The organism is Streptococcus cristatus AS 1.3089, assembly GCF_000385925.1.
Lineage (GTDB): Bacteria > Bacillota > Bacilli > Lactobacillales > Streptococcaceae > Streptococcus > Streptococcus cristatus_B.
In genome coordinates this window covers 367,185-383,905 of record NC_021175.1, presented here as the reverse complement: position 1 = coordinate 383,905, position 16,721 = coordinate 367,185, and the positions used below count along the sequence as shown (strand labels likewise).

Genomic DNA, 16,721 nt, shown 5'->3' with positions numbered 1-16,721 from the left:
ATTAATTTGAGTTGGCATCTTGACTCTTCATATATGCTTTGTTTATCAGATTAGCCACCCACTTAGGCCAGAAAAGCTGATACATGAACAAATCTTCTTTGGTTCGAGTATTATCTGAAATAGTTTTGGTTGTTTCAGACTCTCCGTGAATCCGGTGGCACATGAGCTTCTTAGAAATATAAGCAAAGCAACCCTTATAGGCACTAATCTTGTACCAAGCATACCAATCTAGACTCACACGCATTTCCTCATCAAATCGGAAATCGCTTAATGCCTCTAAGTTGTAAGTCACAGCCGGACAGGAAATGGGATTACCAAAAGCCAGCACCCGATTTCTCCAAAAACGGCTGGTCGGCATCAGGTTCAGTGTTTTGAGCATAAGAGTCTTGATTTTTAGATTGGTATTTGCCGGAATTTTTACTCCATTTTTCTCTTCAAAATAGTCTGTATAAGCAATGAGAATGTCTTTAGACTGCTCTATTTTCTGCATCACAGCCTCTAGATAAGCAGGCTCATAATAGTCGTCCTGATGGGCAATGGTAGCATAGGGAGTATCAACAAAAGAGAGTGCATTATTCCAGTCCTTCCCGATACCGCCGCCTTCTTTCGTGTAAAAAGGAATACCGTACTTCTGGCACAGTTGCTTGATTGAATCCAGTGGTGTTGAGCTATAGCAGATAACCTTTGATGGCAAGGTTTGAGCTTGCAAAGAAAGGATACAATCTTCTAAAAATTCACTTTCTCCATAGGCACAAATGACCCAGGTATGGTTATTTTTCATCTTTTTCACTCTCTAACTTAGATATTTTTTGCTTCATAATGGACAATTCTTGGACCAACTGTTTGATTTGCTCCTTTTGTTTTGAAATGGCAATAGTATGCAAAAAAATAATAACCAGCAGGAAAAAAATGGCTAAGGACATGACAAAGTTTGAGGTCAGTTCAAAGCCTAACAATTTGGCAATCGAAACTGGAATCCAATCAAAAATAGAGATAACAATCAGTACAAAGCCAATAATAATCCACATAAAGGCTTGCTCAAATAAAATATTGTTTTGATTGATATTCCGAAAGACAAAATACAGGAATAGAACTGAAGCCACTAGCATAACAATAGACAAAATGGACATTATTCACTCTCTTTCATAAAAGCAGCAATCAAGATCGAAGAGCAAACTTCAATCATATAGCGAATGGACTTAATCGGAGTAATCGAAGAGACCCCTCCTGCACGTTCAAACATATTGGCTGGTGCTTCCACCACTTTATATTTCCGCTTCAAGATATGGACGATTGATTCTGGCTCAGGATACTTGATAGGATAGCGCGCAGCAAATTGTCGAATAATGTCTCGATTGGCCAAACGATAGCCTGACGTGGTATCCAGAATCCTTGTACCAGTTGTTAATTTAATAAAAGCTGAAATAATGGTAATGCCAAATCGACGCATAAAAGTCGTCTGAAACTCCGAAGCCTTGTCACCGATAAAACGAGAACCAATAACCAAATCCGCCTGCTGACGACGAATAGGTTCCAGCAAAGCATCCAGCGACTCAATATCATGCTGGCCATCTCCATCAAACTGTACGGCCACATCATAATTATTCTCAAGAGCATACTTATAGCCCGTCTGAACAGCTCCGCCAATCCCTAAATTCATAACCAAATGAATAGCATTCAGATGATGACTGTCCAAAATCTCCTTGGTTCTGTCAACTGACCCATCATTGATGACCACATAGTCTAAGTCAAAATCAACTTTCTTCCGATGTTCTACAATGCTCATAACCGTATTTAAAATACTTTCTTCTTCATTATAAGCAGGAATTATCATTAAAACTTTCAATTATCTTTCTTCCCTTTACAATAAATTTTAGCAAATAATGGAACTAACCTTAACTTCTCCAGGCTCAAAAAAACAATAAGTGAAATTTTAGTCTGAAACCTTTCTCCCTGAACCTTCTTAGACAAAGGAGAAATCGTACTGATGAGTTTATTCTCTTTTAACCATTCCTTAATCCTAATATACTGATGAGTAAACTCCTGATTTGATGAGGTTCTCCCAGAAAAAAGCAAATACCAAACATAATATCTTTTCAAGTAATATACTTCTAGCTCAGATGGCTTACCCAGCTCTAATATTTTTGAAAAAAGAACCAAAATATCAATTTTAGGAGAAAAGCCTCTCTGAGAAGTGTTAGAAACACTCTGATTATTGTAATACCAATTATATCCTTTATAGTCTAACAATCCTATTTTATCTGTTGTCTTATAGGCAGCTAGGTTAAAAATGATATCTTCTCCTATACCATAGTCAAAAAATTCTAGATTGTTCGTTTTTAAGAACTCCGTGCGGTAAACTTTGGCCCAAGGAGCCATTATAATATACTTGGACCACTCTGACTGCTGTATATCTTGACTAAAGATAATCTGGTTACCCTGATTGACACGTTTGTACCCACCAATAACCAAGTCTAGCTTTTTCTCATGGATGGACTGATAAAAAGTTTCAATGTAATCACTATCAACAAAATCATCATTGTCCAAGAACATAGTATATTCTCCCTCAGCTAGAAGAATCCCCTTATTTCTAGTTACTGCAACTCCTTCATTTTGTTTGTCAATTACTCTCACAAAACTATACTTCAATTCATATTCTTTTAAAATATTTAAAGAGTTATCTTTCGAACCATCGTTCAGTAGAATAATTTCAAAATTCTTAAATGATTGATTCAAAAGAGAATCTACACAGCGTTTAATCCCGTCTTGTGCATTATAAACTGGAATAATAACTGAAATAGCTGGTTTAGACATATTTTTCCTTTCATAACTAATCCACTCTATTTATAAAACTTCAATAAAACAGGAAATAGTTTTATTGAAAATTTTATCCCCAATAAATTGGCTAATAGACCTGTTAATTTAAATGCTCGGTTCTCTATATATTTTGCATACTTCAGTAAATACTTATACTGATAAAGCAACTCCTTAATTTTCAAATTCTCAATGTATTGATTTACATAAGGTAATATAGAGATATATGAGATTGCAAAATAGATATTTAAAGCTTGGCGCAGATTGTTATTATATTGAGTATTATCATCCATTCCTTTTTTAATGCTTTCCAAAATATCTATTACATTTTTCTCTTTTACAATATTTGTTATACTTCCATCTCTATTTTGTCTATACATGTAACACTGTATATTTAGAATAGAGTAAGAATTCATTTGTTTTAGTAAATCCGCACAATACAAACAATCTTCAGATAATAAGCCAACAGGAAAACTCAAGCCCCTATCAAACAGCTCTTTTTTTACACACTTATTCCAAGCTGGTGCTATCATCACCTCATTAGAAACCAATTGTATAACATTTTCGTAATAGCTATTATAATCAAAATTAGTTTTTAAAGTAGTCGTTTTATAGTTATCTATACCATAATATTTGGAATACGGGAAAATAATGACATCACTTTTATTTTTTTTCAACTGAACTGATAAATTTGATAAAAAATCCTTATTACTCCAAAAATCATCCCCATCTACAAAAAGAATATACTCTCCTTGACTATTTTTAATTCCAGTATTCCTTGCAGAAGAAAGACCTTGATTCTCTTGATGTATAACCTTCACAACACTATATTTATCAGACAAATCATCACAAATTTTACTAGTCTTTTGATCAGTAGATCCGTCATCAATTAGTATAACTTCAAAATTCGAAGCATCAAAATCTTGATTTGCGATACTATCAACACACTCATTCAGATATTCTGCAACATTATATGCAGCAACTACAATAGAAAATTTCATACTTCTCTATCTTCTCCTTCTCAAAAAAGTATACGGATTGGTCATAAAATAAATAATTAGCGAGACACTCAACCAAGCAATCATAGAAACAAGAAAGGACAAAGAGGCTCCAAAAATTCCATATTGGGATACTAGTGGTTCAGCTGTAAGAATGGATACAAGGTACCCCGCTAAGAATGAAATGACTAAATAATGATGTTTTCTAAAAACAGTTAAAATATTATCACATACTGTAGAAAACGTACTAGCAATGCCTCCTAACAACAGTATAAAGAAACTCATTTGATATTGATTCAGATTGGTTCCGTAAACAATATTTAAAATAGGGATAGCAGCAATTGCCCCAGCAATACAGATCAAGATACTTGTTCCCCACAGAATCTTAAACAAGTTATTTTTATACGTAATAAAATGAGAAATTTTATTCTCTTCCTTGAAAATTGCTAGTTGTGTAATCATAGGGCGTAAAAAAACAATCATTAGATTCATTGCAAAAATTGGAGTGAATAAAATACTAAAGTCTCTCTGTACTCCCGCTTCAATCAATCCCCTATTAAAAATATCGTTTAATGCATACTTAGGTTGGTTATAGATTGAAACTAATAAAAAAGCATTTATAAATAAAGGTAAGCAATCCTTTAAAATACTATAAATATCTTTTAGCTTTACTGTAGAGATATTAATACGATGAAACAACTTAGATTTTGGAAAATCAAAAAAAAGAACTACTATGAAAGAGGTGAGTGTTTGAAAAACAATAGATAAAAGAAGATTTTTAGAAAATAATAACAGAACAGTGAATGTTATTGTTGAAATTATATTTCTAAAAAATAATGATTGACCAGCTATATCTAATCGTTCTTTCTGCTGAAACAAACCTTGAAATACATCAGACAGTGCTTCACTAACTCTGAAAAAAGATACCCAAAATATAATCCAAAAATTTTCATAAGTCGAAGGATTTAAAATTAAATAGCCTAACAAAATTAGTATCATTGAAATATTAGTTAGAAACCGAGTAGCTAAGTAGGTATCAAATGAATATTTTTCTTTAATATCTGTCGCTTGAAAATCTCGAACTTGAAAGCCTGCGACAATAACTAGCAAATTTGCAATTGCATAAGCAAAGCTATAAAGATCAGCTGATTCATTAGATAAGGTGCGAGTAACTATAAATAATAAAATAACGGATACAGCTGCTGAAGATAAACTACCGAGCATATTCCAAAAGAAAATTTTAGGCAATGATCTCTCTTTCAATTTGATAGAACCCTCTTTCAATATAAATAAAACCATATTCAATTATACCATAAATTCCCCTTAAAAAAAGCAACCACAAGGTTGCTCAATGTTTATTTTCTTACTTCCTGCTTGTAAAACTCTTTCAAAGCATCCTGCCAAGTCGGAATGACAAAGCCTGTTTCCTTAGCCTTGGTCAGGCTCATAGTGGAGTTGAAAGGTCGCTTAGCCTTAGCTGGGAATTTGCTGGAATCAACTGGTTGAACTTCCACATCTGTGTCTTTGAGAATTTCCACTGCAAAGTCATACCAAGTTGTGTCCTCTGCCGCATCATTGGATAGATGGTAATAACCAAATTCCTTTTGATTTTCAGCCAGATAGGTCATAAATTCAGCCAGCGTACGAGTCCAAGTCGGACGGCCATGCTGGTCATTGACTACAGTCAGAGTTTTGTGCGTCTTAGCAAGATTTTGCATGGTAAAGACAAAGTTTTTACCGTAGTTACCAAAGACCCAGGCAGTACGGATAATATAGAAACGACTAGAATATTTCTCAACCAGCTCCTCACCCATGCGCTTGGTACGTCCATACTCAGTCTGTGGATCTGGTCGATCGTCTACTTCCCATTCCTCGCCGACAGGTTTTTGTCCGTCAAAGACATAGTCTGTCGAGATGTAGACCATGGTCGCCCCGTGTTCTTCTGCTGCTTTTGCCACATTTTCGGTACCGGTCACATTGATGGCATAGTCCAGCTCTTTTCCTTCGTCCTCAGCCGCATCAACTGCAGTATAGGCTGCGCAGTGATAGACCAAGCTTGGCTTGACTTCCGCAAAGACCTTGTCCACCATTTGGGCATTAGTAATATCCATTTCCGCCACATCAACAGCCACATACTCCTCGTTACGCTCATCTAAAAGATAGCGGAGCTCTGTTCCCAACTGTCCATTCGCGCCTGTAATTAAAATCATTTGTTTTTCCTTTCAGATCATAAATATTCGATGAATTTATTATACCAAAAAAAGCTGAAAAAATCTGCTTGATCTAATCACTATCGGAAAATCTATTCAGTAGGAGCACAAAAGTATAGTTTCTTATTCCTTTTGATACTCTGTATATAAATGATACAATAATCTGCAAGTAACAATGAATAGACTTATCATCAATGGCAAAAAGGTTCGAGTGCTTGAAGCGTAGAGAGTTGGAGATAATGAAATAACCATGCGGCCAATAAAGCCAATTACAAATAAATAGGTCAGCCATATTTTTTCTCTAAAATCAGGAATGACGAGCCATAAAGCGTAAAGAATCATTAATAGCAGCAAGCCATAAAAAGCGACCGCGCTCAGATAAGTAATATTAAAAGAAAATGTCCCTGATTCTCTGGCTACTTTACTGATACCTGTTAAGGTACCAAAAATAGTATTCCAGCCCATTTTTTGTGAAAAAATATTGAGTATGACAAAACCGCTCAGAGCTATGGCTGTTACATTTTTCTTGTGAAGAGCATAAACAAAAAGCACAAGCAAGAAGACCATCACAAAGGCAAAGGATGTGGAAAGCAGATTATCCCCTGTCTCCAGAAAGCCAAGCCCAAGCTTTTGGAAGATATTCAAGTTCGGAAAGTTGGGGAACCAACTGACAATATTCTTTTCAAAACGTAGGGCATTCCCTGGAGACAGCTTAGCTGATAAAATTCCTAAAGCGCTTAGTGCCAAATAGCATAGATTACCCAGTAAAGTTTTTTTATCTTTCTTCGCAAGGGCAGTTTCAAACAGAAGCCACAAAAAAGCGTAGACAGCTAATTGTTCTTGCATGATAGCAACTAAAAAGCACAAAAGGCTAGCTATATTAATCAAAGTATTTTTAGATTCTCTGAAAAAAAGTGCAAAAAACAACAAGGAAGCAGGGAAAATGTAATTAACATAGGTCGGAATAGAGCCCGCGCTTAAAAATTCAGTTGCCGGAAGGAATATAAAAATTAGTAAAGCTGGCAGCCAAGGCAAGGAAGGGGTCAGCTTCCTTAAAGCATAAACCAAAAGCAACGTTGCCAGAAAGGCTGCTGCTATGAACAGCTTTTCGTGAACGGAAAATAATAAGGTAGCTGACTCAATGAGCAGTCTACTGCTCCAAGTAAAATAACGATCAATCCCAAAGAATAAATAATTATAATGAAATTCCTTAGCATATTCTAAAAAGGCTGTTTGGTCTCCTACTGGGGTGATTTTATTATTGATATAAAACTGTATCGCATAAATAAACGAAGATAAGCATAAGACAATATTAATTTTTTTATTTTTCACAATCTCTCCTCAGCTAATATAGGCTACTCAAGTCCTAAAAACTCTCTCAAAGGTTCACTTACTCTTCTCCTTAACCACATAAACCGGTCGTTTCTTGGTTTCCATGAAGATTTTACCGATGTACTTGCCCAATATGCCTATGGTCAGCAGCTGGAAGCCGCCGATAAGGAGAATGACGGTCATAAGGGACGGCCAGCCCGATGTTGGGTCACCAAAAACCAAGGTACGGATAATAATCACCGCCATCAGGATGAAGGCTAAAATCCAAGACAAGATACCTCCTAAAAAGGCAATGTTGAGCGGCGCATCAGAGAAATTGACGATGCCTTCCAAAGAATAGTTGAAAAGAGACCAGAAATTCCAAGAGGTCTTGCCAGCCACTCGTTCGACATTTTTATATTCCAAGTACTCGGTATTGAAGCCAACCCAGGCAAAAATCCCCTTGGAGAAACGATTGTACTCTGAAACTTCCAGAACAGCGTCTACCATTGGGCGGCGCATCAGTCGGAAGTCACGTGCACCATCTACCATCTCTACCTGACTAATCTTGTTAATCAGCTTATAGAACAAATTGGCAAAAAAGCTTCGGATTGGCGGCTCTCCCTCTCGAGTAGTCCGACGGGTCCCCACACAGTCCAGTTCGGGATTCGTGTCTAGCATTGCCTTCATCTCAATCAGAAGCTCGGGCGGATCCTGCAAATCTACATCCATGACTGTCACCAAATCCCCGCTTGCTTCCTGCAGACCAGCATAGAGGGCTGCTTCTTTTCCGAAATTACGAGAAAAGGACAAATAGTGAACATCTGGACAGCGACTACTGAGCTCACGCAAAACATCCAAGGTCCGATCCGTCGATCCGTCATTGACAAAAATATATTCGAACTGGTCACGGATTTGATATTTCACCGCTTCCATGGCTTCATGAAACAAAGGAATAGACTCTTCTTCATTGAAGCACGGAACAATCACTGAAATTGCCATTTTGATTACCTGCTATTTTTTTATATCTTTCATTATAACAAAAACTAGGCAAAAACCTAGTTTTAATCTTATTTGCTCTGTCTAGAGATCTTGAAAATTAAATAGATTCCAAGGCGATTCTCAAATCCTCAATCAAGTCATCCACATTTTCCAAGCCGATAGAGAGACGGATTTGATTTGGCGTAATACCTGCTGCCAGCTGAGCCTCTGGCGACATCTGACCATGAGTCGTCGTAGCTGGATGGACAACCAGAGACTTAGCATCAGCTACATTGGCCAAGTCAGAGAAAATCTCTAAGCTGTCAATAACCTTACGAGCTTCTTTCTCTCCACCTTTGACATTAAAGGTGAAGATAGAGCCCACGCCTTTAGGGAAATATTTTTTAGCCAAAGCATGATAAGGACTGTCAGCAAGTTTCGGATAATTGACCTGCTCGACCTTAGGGTGCCCTGCTAGGAAATCTACAATCTTCTCTGCGTTGGACACATGGCGCTCTACGCGCAAAGAGAGTGTTTCTAACCCTTGCAAGAAGAGAAAGGCATTGAAGGGAGACATAGCTGCGCCCGTATCGCGCAAGAGCTGGGTCCGCACAGCAGTGACAAAGGCTGCCGCTCCAACATCGCGCGTATAGCTGATATCGTGGTAGCTCGGATCTGGGTCAACAAACTGCGGAAACTTGCCAGAAGCTTCCCAGTCGAAACGACCGCTGTCCACAATCACACCACCGATGCTGGTTCCGTGACCGCCGATAAACTTGGTCGCCGAATGCACTGCAATGTCCACTCCATGAGAAAAGACATTGATCAGATAAGGTGTTGCAAAGGTATTGTCGGAAATCAACGGAATCCTGTGAGCATGAACCAGCTCTGCCAATGCTTCAAAGTCAGGGATATTAATCAGAGGATTGCCCAAGCTTTCAATCAGAACCAGCTTGGTATTATCCTGAATGGCTGCTTCTACTTCAGCCAGATTTTCAATATCGACAAAAGTCGTGGTAATGCCATAGCGAGGCAGGGTTTCCTTGAGCAGATTAAAGGTGCCGCCGTAGATGGTGGAGGCTGCCACTACATGGTCGCCAGCATGCGCCAAAGCCAGAATAGTATAGGTAAGGGCCGCCATACCAGAAGCTGTCGCTAGAGCTCCGACTCCACCCTCCAAAGCCGCAATCCGCTCCTCAAAAGCAGACAGGGTCGGATTGGTAATCCGAGTGTAGATATTTCCCGGTTTGCGTAGGGCAAAGAGATCTTCCCCCTCTTGGGTATCGTCGAACACATAGGAAGTTGTCTGATAAATAGGCAGAGCCCGTGACTTGGTTGTCGGGTCGACTGTTTGTCCAGCATGAAGCTGCAGAGTTTCAAATTTAAATTCACGTGTCATAAGGTCACCTCACTATAGTTATGTGATAAGTCTACCATTAAACGCCCCGCTTGACTAATAGAATTTCCTTATCAAAAGAAATAAAGAGAAGCTATATCTTATAGCTTCTCAGATATAATCTCAAAAGTCGTCTGATTGCTTGGCCAGTACAGCTGCGACGAAACTTTGTCTAAAGCTACCCACTGAGCTCCTACATGCTCATCAGAAATCTGGATTTCTTTCTGTTCAGTCAGAACTAGAAAAAGATTCTTGTGGATAAACAGATTTTCATCAATCTTTACCGTAAAATCTCCAAAACCCGTCAGACTTGAACAAGCTAAGAGCAAGCCAGTCTCTTCTTTTATTTCACGAAGACAAGCTTCTTCTGGACTCTCTCCGCTCTCAATCCCTCCAGTAATGGGCTGCCAAAAGGAAACATTCTCATCCTCAACTTTCAAGAGCAAGATTTCTCCATCCTCTGGATGATAGATCCAGGCTTCAATCGACCGCCTCATCATGATTTTTTCTCAATCGGTGCTATGCTGGCCAGCACTTTCTTCAGACCGACCTCTGGGAAATTAATCTTGAGCTCTTGACTATTTCCGCTGCCAGAGACTGCCAAAACTGTTCCATCGCCCCATTTCTTATGGTGGACAATATCTCCAATAGCCCAAGCAACTTCAGGCTTAGATGGCTGGCTCTGACTGCTCTTTCCAAAAGGCAGACTATTTGTAGAAATCGAACTAGGAGCTGCCTGGCGCTTCCTCTCCTGTAAGGCTTGAGCCAGACTCATGCCCTGACCGAATTTGCTAGTATCGCTATTGGTGTAACTGACCTTAAAGGAGCTATTTGCCGGTTGAGCCAGCCCCTGATAGTTCAGCAAGTCTGAGCTGATTTCCCTCAAGAAACGAGTCGGCTGATTGTAGTTAGTTCGGCCATAAAGCAGGCGGGAATTGGCATTGGTCAGATAGAGAATTTTCTCTGCTCGGGTAATACCGACATAGGCCAGACGCCGCTCCTCTTCCAGCTCATCCTCATCTTCAGATGCTCGGCTCAGAGGGAAGACATTTTCCTCCATACCAACCAGAAAAACGACTGGAAATTCCAATCCCTTGGCTGCGTGGAGGGTCATCAGAGTTACTTCAGAACTCTCCTGATCTCCGTCGTCTGTGTCTGCGATCAAGGCTAGGTCATTGAGAAAACGGCTGAGCTTATCAAGACCAGTCTCATCAGCAGGATTGTCTGGATTTTCATCAAAGTTCTTGGTCACAGATAGGAATTCTTCGATATTTTCAATCCGAGCTTGGCTTTCCAAGGTTGCTTGAGCTGCCAAAGCGGCTGAGTAACCTGTTTTTTTCAGAACAAGCTCGACTAGTTCAGTCACGCTATAGTCATCCAAACGATCCCGCAAGTCGAGTATCAGATTGGCAAACTCATAGACCGCCTGAGCCGCCTTACCCTTGACTGGCGAAAGCATGATATTGGCTGACGCATCCAGCAAAGAGATTTCTTGAGTAGCTGCAAAATTCCGAATCTTGTCTACCGTTCCCGGTCCGACACCACGCTTAGGCTCATTGACCACGCGCTCATAACTGATATTATCGCTAGGATTGGCGATGAGGTTGAGATAAGCGATAATATCACGGATTTCCTTACGGCTGTAGAATTTGGTTCCGCCGACCATAGTATAAGGAATATTGGACTTGAGCAGGGCTTCTTCTACCGTACGTGACTGGGCATTGGTCCTATAAAGGACTGCAAAATCCTTATGACTGTATCCTTCTCGGCTCAGCTGATCAATAGTTCGGGCAACAAAGAGAGCTTCGTCCTGTTCGTCATTAGCCCGATAGTAGACAATTTCCTCACCGTCTTCGTTTTGAGTCCAGAGATTTTTCGGACGGCGATTGCGGTTGTTTCGGATGACTTCATTAGCCGCCTGAAGAATGGTCTTAGTCGAGCGATAATTTTCCTCAAGCAGGACTACCTTAGCTTCTGGATAATCCTTTTCAAAGTCCAAGATATTCTGCATATCCGCTCCCCGCCAGCCATAGATAGACTGGTCAGCATCTCCGACCACGCAGATATTCTTAAAGCGGGAAGCCAAGAGCTTGACAAGCTGGTACTGGGCATGGTTGGTATCCTGATACTCGTCTACATGGATGTACTGGTAACGTTGCTGGTAGTAGGTCAGAACATCAGGATTTTGATCAAAAAGCCGCAAGGTCAGCATAATCAAATCGTCAAAGTCCATGGCCTCAGACTGGCGTAATTCCTTTTGATAGGCCGTGTAGCACTTGGCCACAATCTCCGTGTACATATCGCCAGCTTGGGAAGCATAAGCCACATCATCAATCAAGTCATTCTTAGCATTGGAAATACTTCCCAAGATTGTCCGTTCATTCCATTTTTTCGGATCCAAGTTCAACTGTTTGAGAATGCGTTTCATGAGAGTTCGTTGCTCTCCTGGATCCACTATAGTAAAATTACGATTGTAGCCGATATGATCCGCATCACGACGCAGAATACGAACACACATGGAGTGAAAAGTTGCAATCAGACAGTCCTGAGTAGCTGGATTGAGACCATAAGCACGCTCTTTCATCTCACGAGCCGCCTTATTGGTAAAGGTAATGGCCAAGATATTCCAAGGATTGACCATTTTTTCATCAATCAGATAAGCAATACGGTGGGTCAAAACTCGGGTCTTTCCAGAACCAGCCCCCGCCATAATCAATAAGGGGCCTTCTGTCGTTTGCACCGCCTCAGCCTGACGGTCATTCATACCGTTTAATAAGGGATTCATCTTCTATCCTTTCAATGTAAAATCAAACTGAAAATCAATGCTTCCATTATATCAAAATTCGAGTGAATTTGTTATCGAAAAGGCAACTGTCCTCAATTGAAATTAGAGTGTGAAAAAGCTATAATAGTAGTTTAGAAAGGAGTAGCCATGCACAATCATCCAAGTGACAATCTCAAACTTGCCGAACGAGGCGCCCTCCTAGCAATTGCCACCTACATTGGCCTATCCGTTACAAAAATCATTGCAGGTGCGACACTGACATCCTCCAGTTTGACGGCGGATGGTTTCAACAACGTCTCCGATATCGTTGCCAATCTAGCAGTCTTAATCGGCCTACGCATGGCAAGAAAACCAGCGGATAAGGACCACCGCTTCGGCCATTGGAAGATTGAAGATCTGGCCAGCCTAATTACTTCTTTCATCATGTTTTTTGTCGGTTTCAATGTCCTCATTGATACAGCTCAAAAAATCATTAATAAGGAAGAAACCTTGATTGATCCTGTGGGAGCCATCGTCGGGATTGTATCGGCCATCATCATGTTTGGTGTTTATCTTTACAATAAAAATCTAGCCAAAAGAGTGAAATCCAAAGCTCTGGATGCGGCTGCTAAAGACAATCTGTCGGACGCCATCACTTCTCTGGGCACTTCTGTTGCCATTATTGCCAGCTCCCTGAAGTTTCCTATCGTTGATAGGCTAGCAGCCATCATTATTACTTTTTTCATTCTGAAAACGGCCTATGATATTTTCATGGAATCCTCCTTCAGCCTGTCAGACGGCTTTGATCAAGACATTTTAGATGATTACAAGCGTGCCATTCTGGAAATTCCTAAAATAACACGCGTCAAATCCCAGCGTGGCCGAACCTATGGTAGCAATATCTATCTGGATATTATACTGGAAATGAATCCTGACCTCTCCGTCTTTGAAAGTCACGAAATCGCTGATCAGGTAGAGGATATGCTCAAGGAAGACTTTGGCGTCTTCGACATTGATATTCATATTGAGCCAGCCCCTATTCCTGAAGATGAGATTCTGGATAATGTCTATCAAAAGCTCCTGATGCGTGAGCAATTAGTCGACCAAGGTAGTCAATTGGATGCACTCTTATCTTCCGATTTTATCTACATTTCCCAAGACGGTCGCCAGCTAAACAAAGAGGAATTTCAACTAGAGAGAGCCCAAACTTCTCCTATCAAAAATTTAGAAATTACATCCGTCAGCCAAAAGACCAAGCTGATTCGCTATCAAATCGGGGATGTCATCCATACCAGCCTCTGGCGCCGCCACGAAGTCTGGCAAAACATCTTCCACCAAGAAACACGAAAAAACAACTAGCAGAAAACTAGTTGTTTTTATATGCCTTCACTTGGTCTGTTGCAATATCTTCTCCAAACCACTTTTCAGCGATTTTCTGGAATTCTCCCTCTTGGTATAATTGCCCGAAAGTAGCATTTACTTTTTCCACTAAAGTACGGTCCGCCTGTCTAGCCCCGACCGCAAAGGCCTCGCTCTCAAATCCAACTGAAAAGACTGAATATTGATCTAAAATTCCTTCTTCTGTCAGATAATAATTGGCATAAACGCGGTCAATCAAGAGTCCATCAATCCGGTCGTTTTGCAAATCAATCAAAGCCTCGTTGAAGCTTTGGTACTGGGTCGCTGTATGATTTTTGACAAAGTTTTTCAATATTTCAGGATTGCTTTCAAAAGCTACATAGCCAGAAGATCCCGTTTGGGCACCCAATACTTTTCCTGCCATATCACTGGTCTGTGAGATATGAGAGGATTTTTTGCTGACCAAAACCTGCTCATTTTTCATATAAGGAATGGTAAATTGTACCTTTTCCATTCGCTCATCCGTCGCAGAATAGCCATTCCAAATAAGGTCTATCGTGCCGTTGGTCAACTCTGTTTCTTTCATATCCCAATCAATCGGCTGCCACTTCACCTCAATCCCATATTCCTTAAAAACGGCATTGGCCAAATCAATGTCAAACCCTGCATAAGTGCCATCTTTTTGCTCAAATCCCATGGGGACAAAGGTATTATCAAAGCCGATTGTAATCTGTTTTTTCTCCTCGTACTTGCTCCAGTTATCTAAACTGGGATCACTGACATTGGAACTACAAGCACTGAGCAGAAAGGTTAGGATCAGGGTCAAACAGGTCAAAAGAATATTCTTTAGTTTCATTCGGACCTCCCTTATTTTGGTATGACTTTGAGAATAGAATCCGCAATGTTTTCCGCAAACTGCAAATCATGTGTGACCACAATCTGCGTCATTCCCATTTCACGATTTTGAAGGATAAGTTTTTCTACTTCCAAGCGTAAGGCAGGATCCAAGGCAGAAGTCGGCTCATCATATCCGATAATTTCTGGATTAATCATCATAGCACGAGCCTAAGCGACCCGCTGTTTTTGCCCTCCTGACAGCGAATAAGGGTAGGCATTGGCATGCTCGGACAAGCCTAAGCGAGCCAACAAGCCCTGCGCCTTCTCTTCAGCTTCTTCTTTGGAAATGTTCATTGTATGTATTGGTGATAAGGTCAAATTTTCCAAGACAGACAAATGAGGAAAGAGCTGAAAATCTTGAAAGACAAAGCCTAGAAGATTACGCTTTTCAAGCTCTGCGACAGCCAAAATCTCTCCATTATAAATTACTTGTCCCGAATCAATTGTCTCCAAACCTGCCAGCATACGCAGAAGGGTCGTCTTCCCTCCGCCTGAAGGTCCAACAATGGCCAATACTTGCTTTTCAGGCACGATTAAATTAAAATCCTTTAGAATCTGCTTATCACCAAATTTTTACTAATATTTCGTAATTCTAACATAATAGCACCTACTTATAATAACTAAATTTCTTTTCGACCTGTTTTGCAACCAGCGTAGCCAGACCGATTAAGAGTAAATAAATCAAGCCTGCAACAAACATCGGTGCTAGACTTGCATCTCGGTTGGCCGCTGTACGACTGGCCAAAATCAAGTCTGAAATGCCTAAAGCATACACCAAAGAGGTATCTTTCACCAAAGTCATGACTTCATTAAATACGCTTGGTAGCACAATTTTTACGACTTGCGGCAAAATAATTAGATGAATCGTCTGAACTGGAGTAAACTTCAAAACCTTCGCAGCTTCATACTGTCCAGTCGGAATGGAAGAAATGCCGCCGCGGAAGATCTCCGCAAAATAAGCGGCATAGTTTAGTGTAAAGGCAATAATCACTGCCGGAATCCGATCCAGTCGAATTCCGATACTTGGCAAAACATAGTAAATAAAGATTAACTGCAATAAAAGCGGCGTCCCACGCATAATCCAAATGTAAATATGAAGCAGCCATTGCAGGGGCTTCAAGCGAATTTGCATCGAAAAAGCCAGCATAATTCCCAAAGGAATCGAAAAAACCAAGACCAAAGCAAACACTTGCAAGGTAGTTGCCGCTCCACTTAGAAGACTGGGTAAAATTTCCAAAATATAGTTCATTCTCTTCCTCCTAAATAAATATTTTACCATTATAACAGAATCTCAGGAAAATACAGGCAGATATTGCAAAAAATTTATAGGGAGAAAATCGAAATCAAACAAAACTAAAATCCGACCCTCTTTTTAAGAATCGGATTTATTTGAATCTGGGGCGCTTGGTTTTGGAACCATTCGAAACAACATAGCTCTAAAACTGACAAATAACCTTCCAACCAAAAGGAGAGGTTAGCTCTTTGTTAACCGCAGTAGGTTCCATTCTGGGAGGGAGCGACTGGTTATTTTGAGGTTATCAAGCGTGAGGGTGTTATTTCAATCCACGCCCCCGTGAAGGGAGCGACGTATTAGGCATCATTAAGGCCGTAATGCAGGTCATATTTCAATCCACGCCCCCGTGAAGGGAGCGACTATTTGGGTGGACTTAATTTCATCAACAACCAATTTCAATCCACGCCCCCGTGAAGGGAGCGACAGTATTATTTAGATGAAGCTAAACGGGCAATGTATATTTCAATCCACGCCCCCGTGAAGGGAGCGACTTTTATCTCGAAGTCATTGAACTACCTAAACAATATTTCAATCCACGCCCCCGTGAAGGGAGCGACTCTATATTACTTATTATTCATTATAAACCATCAGTATTTCAATCCACGCCCCCCGTGAAGGGGAGCGACAACCCCAACAGCAGGAGCAGTCTTCTCAAGTTACATTTCAATCCACGCCCCCCGTGAAGGGAGCGACATGA

General features: G+C 40.3%; 15 protein-coding genes, 1 pseudogene and 1 CRISPR repeat array. Of the genes and pseudogenes, 1 reads left to right on the top strand and 15 read right to left on the bottom strand.

The genetic code is table 11. The features are described 5' to 3' along the window. Position 1 precedes the first annotated feature (1 nt). From I872_RS01920 to pcrA, 12 genes are all read right to left on the bottom strand, one after another. Complete coding sequence (locus tag I872_RS01920; RefSeq protein WP_015604475.1) at positions 2–781, bottom strand: glycosyltransferase family 2 protein; 780 nt, start codon at positions 779–781, stop codon at positions 2–4. Then, positions 771–1,130 carry a DUF2304 domain-containing protein gene (locus tag I872_RS01915; protein WP_015604474.1) on the bottom strand — a complete coding sequence of 120 codons (360 nt, stop codon included), beginning with the start codon at positions 1,128–1,130 and terminating at the stop codon, positions 771–773. Before I872_RS01915 ends, I872_RS01920 begins: the two co-directional genes overlap by 11 nt. After that, positions 1,130–1,846: a glycosyltransferase family 2 protein gene (locus I872_RS01910; protein WP_015604473.1), complete on the bottom strand. Its 717-nt coding sequence runs from the start codon at positions 1,844–1,846 to the stop codon at positions 1,130–1,132. The genes I872_RS01915 and I872_RS01910 overlap by 1 nt, the downstream gene beginning before the upstream one ends. After that, positions 1,843–2,814, bottom strand: coding sequence for a glycosyltransferase family 2 protein (locus tag I872_RS01905; protein WP_015604472.1), 972 nt, complete (start codon positions 2,812–2,814; stop codon positions 1,843–1,845). Before I872_RS01905 ends, I872_RS01910 begins: the two co-directional genes overlap by 4 nt. 26 nt (positions 2,815–2,840) lie before the next feature. Beyond that, the gene (locus I872_RS01900; RefSeq protein ID WP_015604471.1) at positions 2,841–3,815 is read right to left on the bottom strand and encodes a glycosyltransferase family 2 protein; all 975 of its coding nucleotides are present in this window, start codon (positions 3,813–3,815) and stop codon (positions 2,841–2,843) included. Between the two features lie 6 nt (positions 3,816–3,821). After that, a complete protein-coding gene (locus I872_RS01895) occupies positions 3,822–5,111 on the bottom strand; it encodes a lipopolysaccharide biosynthesis protein (protein ID WP_015604470.1) in 1,290 nt (429 codons plus the stop codon). A 56-nt stretch (positions 5,112–5,167) separates the two neighbouring features. After that, the gene (rfbD, locus tag I872_RS01890) at positions 5,168–6,022 is read right to left on the bottom strand and encodes a dTDP-4-dehydrorhamnose reductase (RefSeq protein WP_015604469.1); all 855 of its coding nucleotides are present in this window, start codon (positions 6,020–6,022) and stop codon (positions 5,168–5,170) included. Positions 6,023–6,145: 123 nt separating this feature from the next. After that, complete coding sequence (locus I872_RS01885; protein ID WP_015604468.1) at positions 6,146–7,354, bottom strand: hypothetical protein; 1,209 nt, start codon at positions 7,352–7,354, stop codon at positions 6,146–6,148. 54 nt (positions 7,355–7,408) lie between these two features. Continuing rightward, positions 7,409–8,335 carry a glycosyltransferase family 2 protein gene (locus tag I872_RS01880; protein ID WP_015604467.1) on the bottom strand — a complete coding sequence of 309 codons (927 nt, stop codon included), beginning with the start codon at positions 8,333–8,335 and terminating at the stop codon, positions 7,409–7,411. A 97-nt stretch (positions 8,336–8,432) separates the two neighbouring features. Further along, positions 8,433–9,713: an O-acetylhomoserine aminocarboxypropyltransferase/cysteine synthase family protein gene (locus I872_RS01875; protein WP_015604466.1), complete on the bottom strand. Its 1,281-nt coding sequence runs from the start codon at positions 9,711–9,713 to the stop codon at positions 8,433–8,435. Between the two features lie 98 nt (positions 9,714–9,811). Next, positions 9,812–10,210 (bottom strand): NUDIX hydrolase, encoded by a 399-nt coding sequence (locus tag I872_RS01870; protein WP_041826777.1) that lies wholly within the window; start codon positions 10,208–10,210, stop codon positions 9,812–9,814. After that, a complete protein-coding gene (pcrA, locus tag I872_RS01865; protein ID WP_015604464.1) occupies positions 10,207–12,495 on the bottom strand; it encodes a DNA helicase PcrA in 2,289 nt (762 codons plus the stop codon). Before pcrA ends, I872_RS01870 begins: the two co-directional genes overlap by 4 nt. Before the next feature lie 147 nt (positions 12,496–12,642). Between pcrA and I872_RS01860 the strand changes: the two genes are divergently transcribed. Then, positions 12,643–13,833: a cation diffusion facilitator family transporter gene (locus I872_RS01860; protein ID WP_015604463.1), complete on the top strand. Its 1,191-nt coding sequence runs from the start codon at positions 12,643–12,645 to the stop codon at positions 13,831–13,833. 7 nt (positions 13,834–13,840) lie between these two features. Here I872_RS01860 and I872_RS01855 read toward each other — a convergent pair whose 3' ends face one another. The 3 genes and pseudogenes from I872_RS01855 to I872_RS01845 all read right to left on the bottom strand — a co-directional run bounded on the left by I872_RS01855 (position 13,841) and on the right by I872_RS01845 (position 15,979). Next, entirely contained in the window at positions 13,841–14,689 is an 849-nt protein-coding gene (locus I872_RS01855) for an amino acid ABC transporter substrate-binding protein (protein WP_015604462.1), read from the bottom strand. An 11-nt stretch (positions 14,690–14,700) separates the two neighbouring features. Then, a pseudogene (locus tag I872_RS01850) lies at positions 14,701–15,329 on the bottom strand (amino acid ABC transporter ATP-binding protein). An 8-nt stretch (positions 15,330–15,337) separates the two neighbouring features. After that, on the bottom strand, positions 15,338–15,979 hold the full coding sequence (locus tag I872_RS01845; protein WP_015604461.1) for an amino acid ABC transporter permease: 642 nt from the start codon (positions 15,977–15,979) through the stop codon (positions 15,338–15,340). 306 nt (positions 15,980–16,285) lie between these two features. Continuing rightward, positions 16,286–16,581: a CRISPR direct-repeat array (repeat unit 32 nt). Positions 16,582–16,721: the final 140 nt, after the last annotated feature.

Bases quoted from the DNA above. Each gene is read 5' to 3' on its own strand.
- I872_RS01855 (WP_015604462.1), bottom strand. From the start codon at position 14,689: ATGAAACTAAAGAATATTCTTTTGACCTGTTTGACCCTGATCCTAACC.
- I872_RS01860 (WP_015604463.1), top strand. From the start codon at position 12,643: ATGCACAATCATCCAAGTGACAATCTCAAACTTGCCGAACGAGGCGCC.
- rfbD (WP_015604469.1), bottom strand. From the start codon at position 6,022: ATGATTTTAATTACAGGCGCGAATGGACAGTTGGGAACAGAGCTCCGC.
- I872_RS01870 (WP_041826777.1), bottom strand. From the start codon at position 10,210: ATGATGAGGCGGTCGATTGAAGCCTGGATCTATCATCCAGAGGATGGA.
- I872_RS01920 (WP_015604475.1), bottom strand. From the start codon at position 781: ATGAAAAATAACCATACCTGGGTCATTTGTGCCTATGGAGAAAGTGAA.
- I872_RS01875 (WP_015604466.1), bottom strand. From the start codon at position 9,713: ATGACACGTGAATTTAAATTTGAAACTCTGCAGCTTCATGCTGGACAA.
- I872_RS01880 (WP_015604467.1), bottom strand. From the start codon at position 8,335: ATGGCAATTTCAGTGATTGTTCCGTGCTTCAATGAAGAAGAGTCTATT.
- I872_RS01900 (WP_015604471.1), bottom strand. From the start codon at position 3,815: ATGAAATTTTCTATTGTAGTTGCTGCATATAATGTTGCAGAATATCTG.
- I872_RS01895 (WP_015604470.1), bottom strand. From the start codon at position 5,111: ATGGTTTTATTTATATTGAAAGAGGGTTCTATCAAATTGAAAGAGAGA.
- I872_RS01915 (WP_015604474.1), bottom strand. From the start codon at position 1,130: ATGTCCATTTTGTCTATTGTTATGCTAGTGGCTTCAGTTCTATTCCTG.
- I872_RS01905 (WP_015604472.1), bottom strand. From the start codon at position 2,814: ATGTCTAAACCAGCTATTTCAGTTATTATTCCAGTTTATAATGCACAA.
- I872_RS01845 (WP_015604461.1), bottom strand. From the start codon at position 15,979: ATGAACTATATTTTGGAAATTTTACCCAGTCTTCTAAGTGGAGCGGCA.
- pcrA (WP_015604464.1), bottom strand. From the start codon at position 12,495: ATGAATCCCTTATTAAACGGTATGAATGACCGTCAGGCTGAGGCGGTG.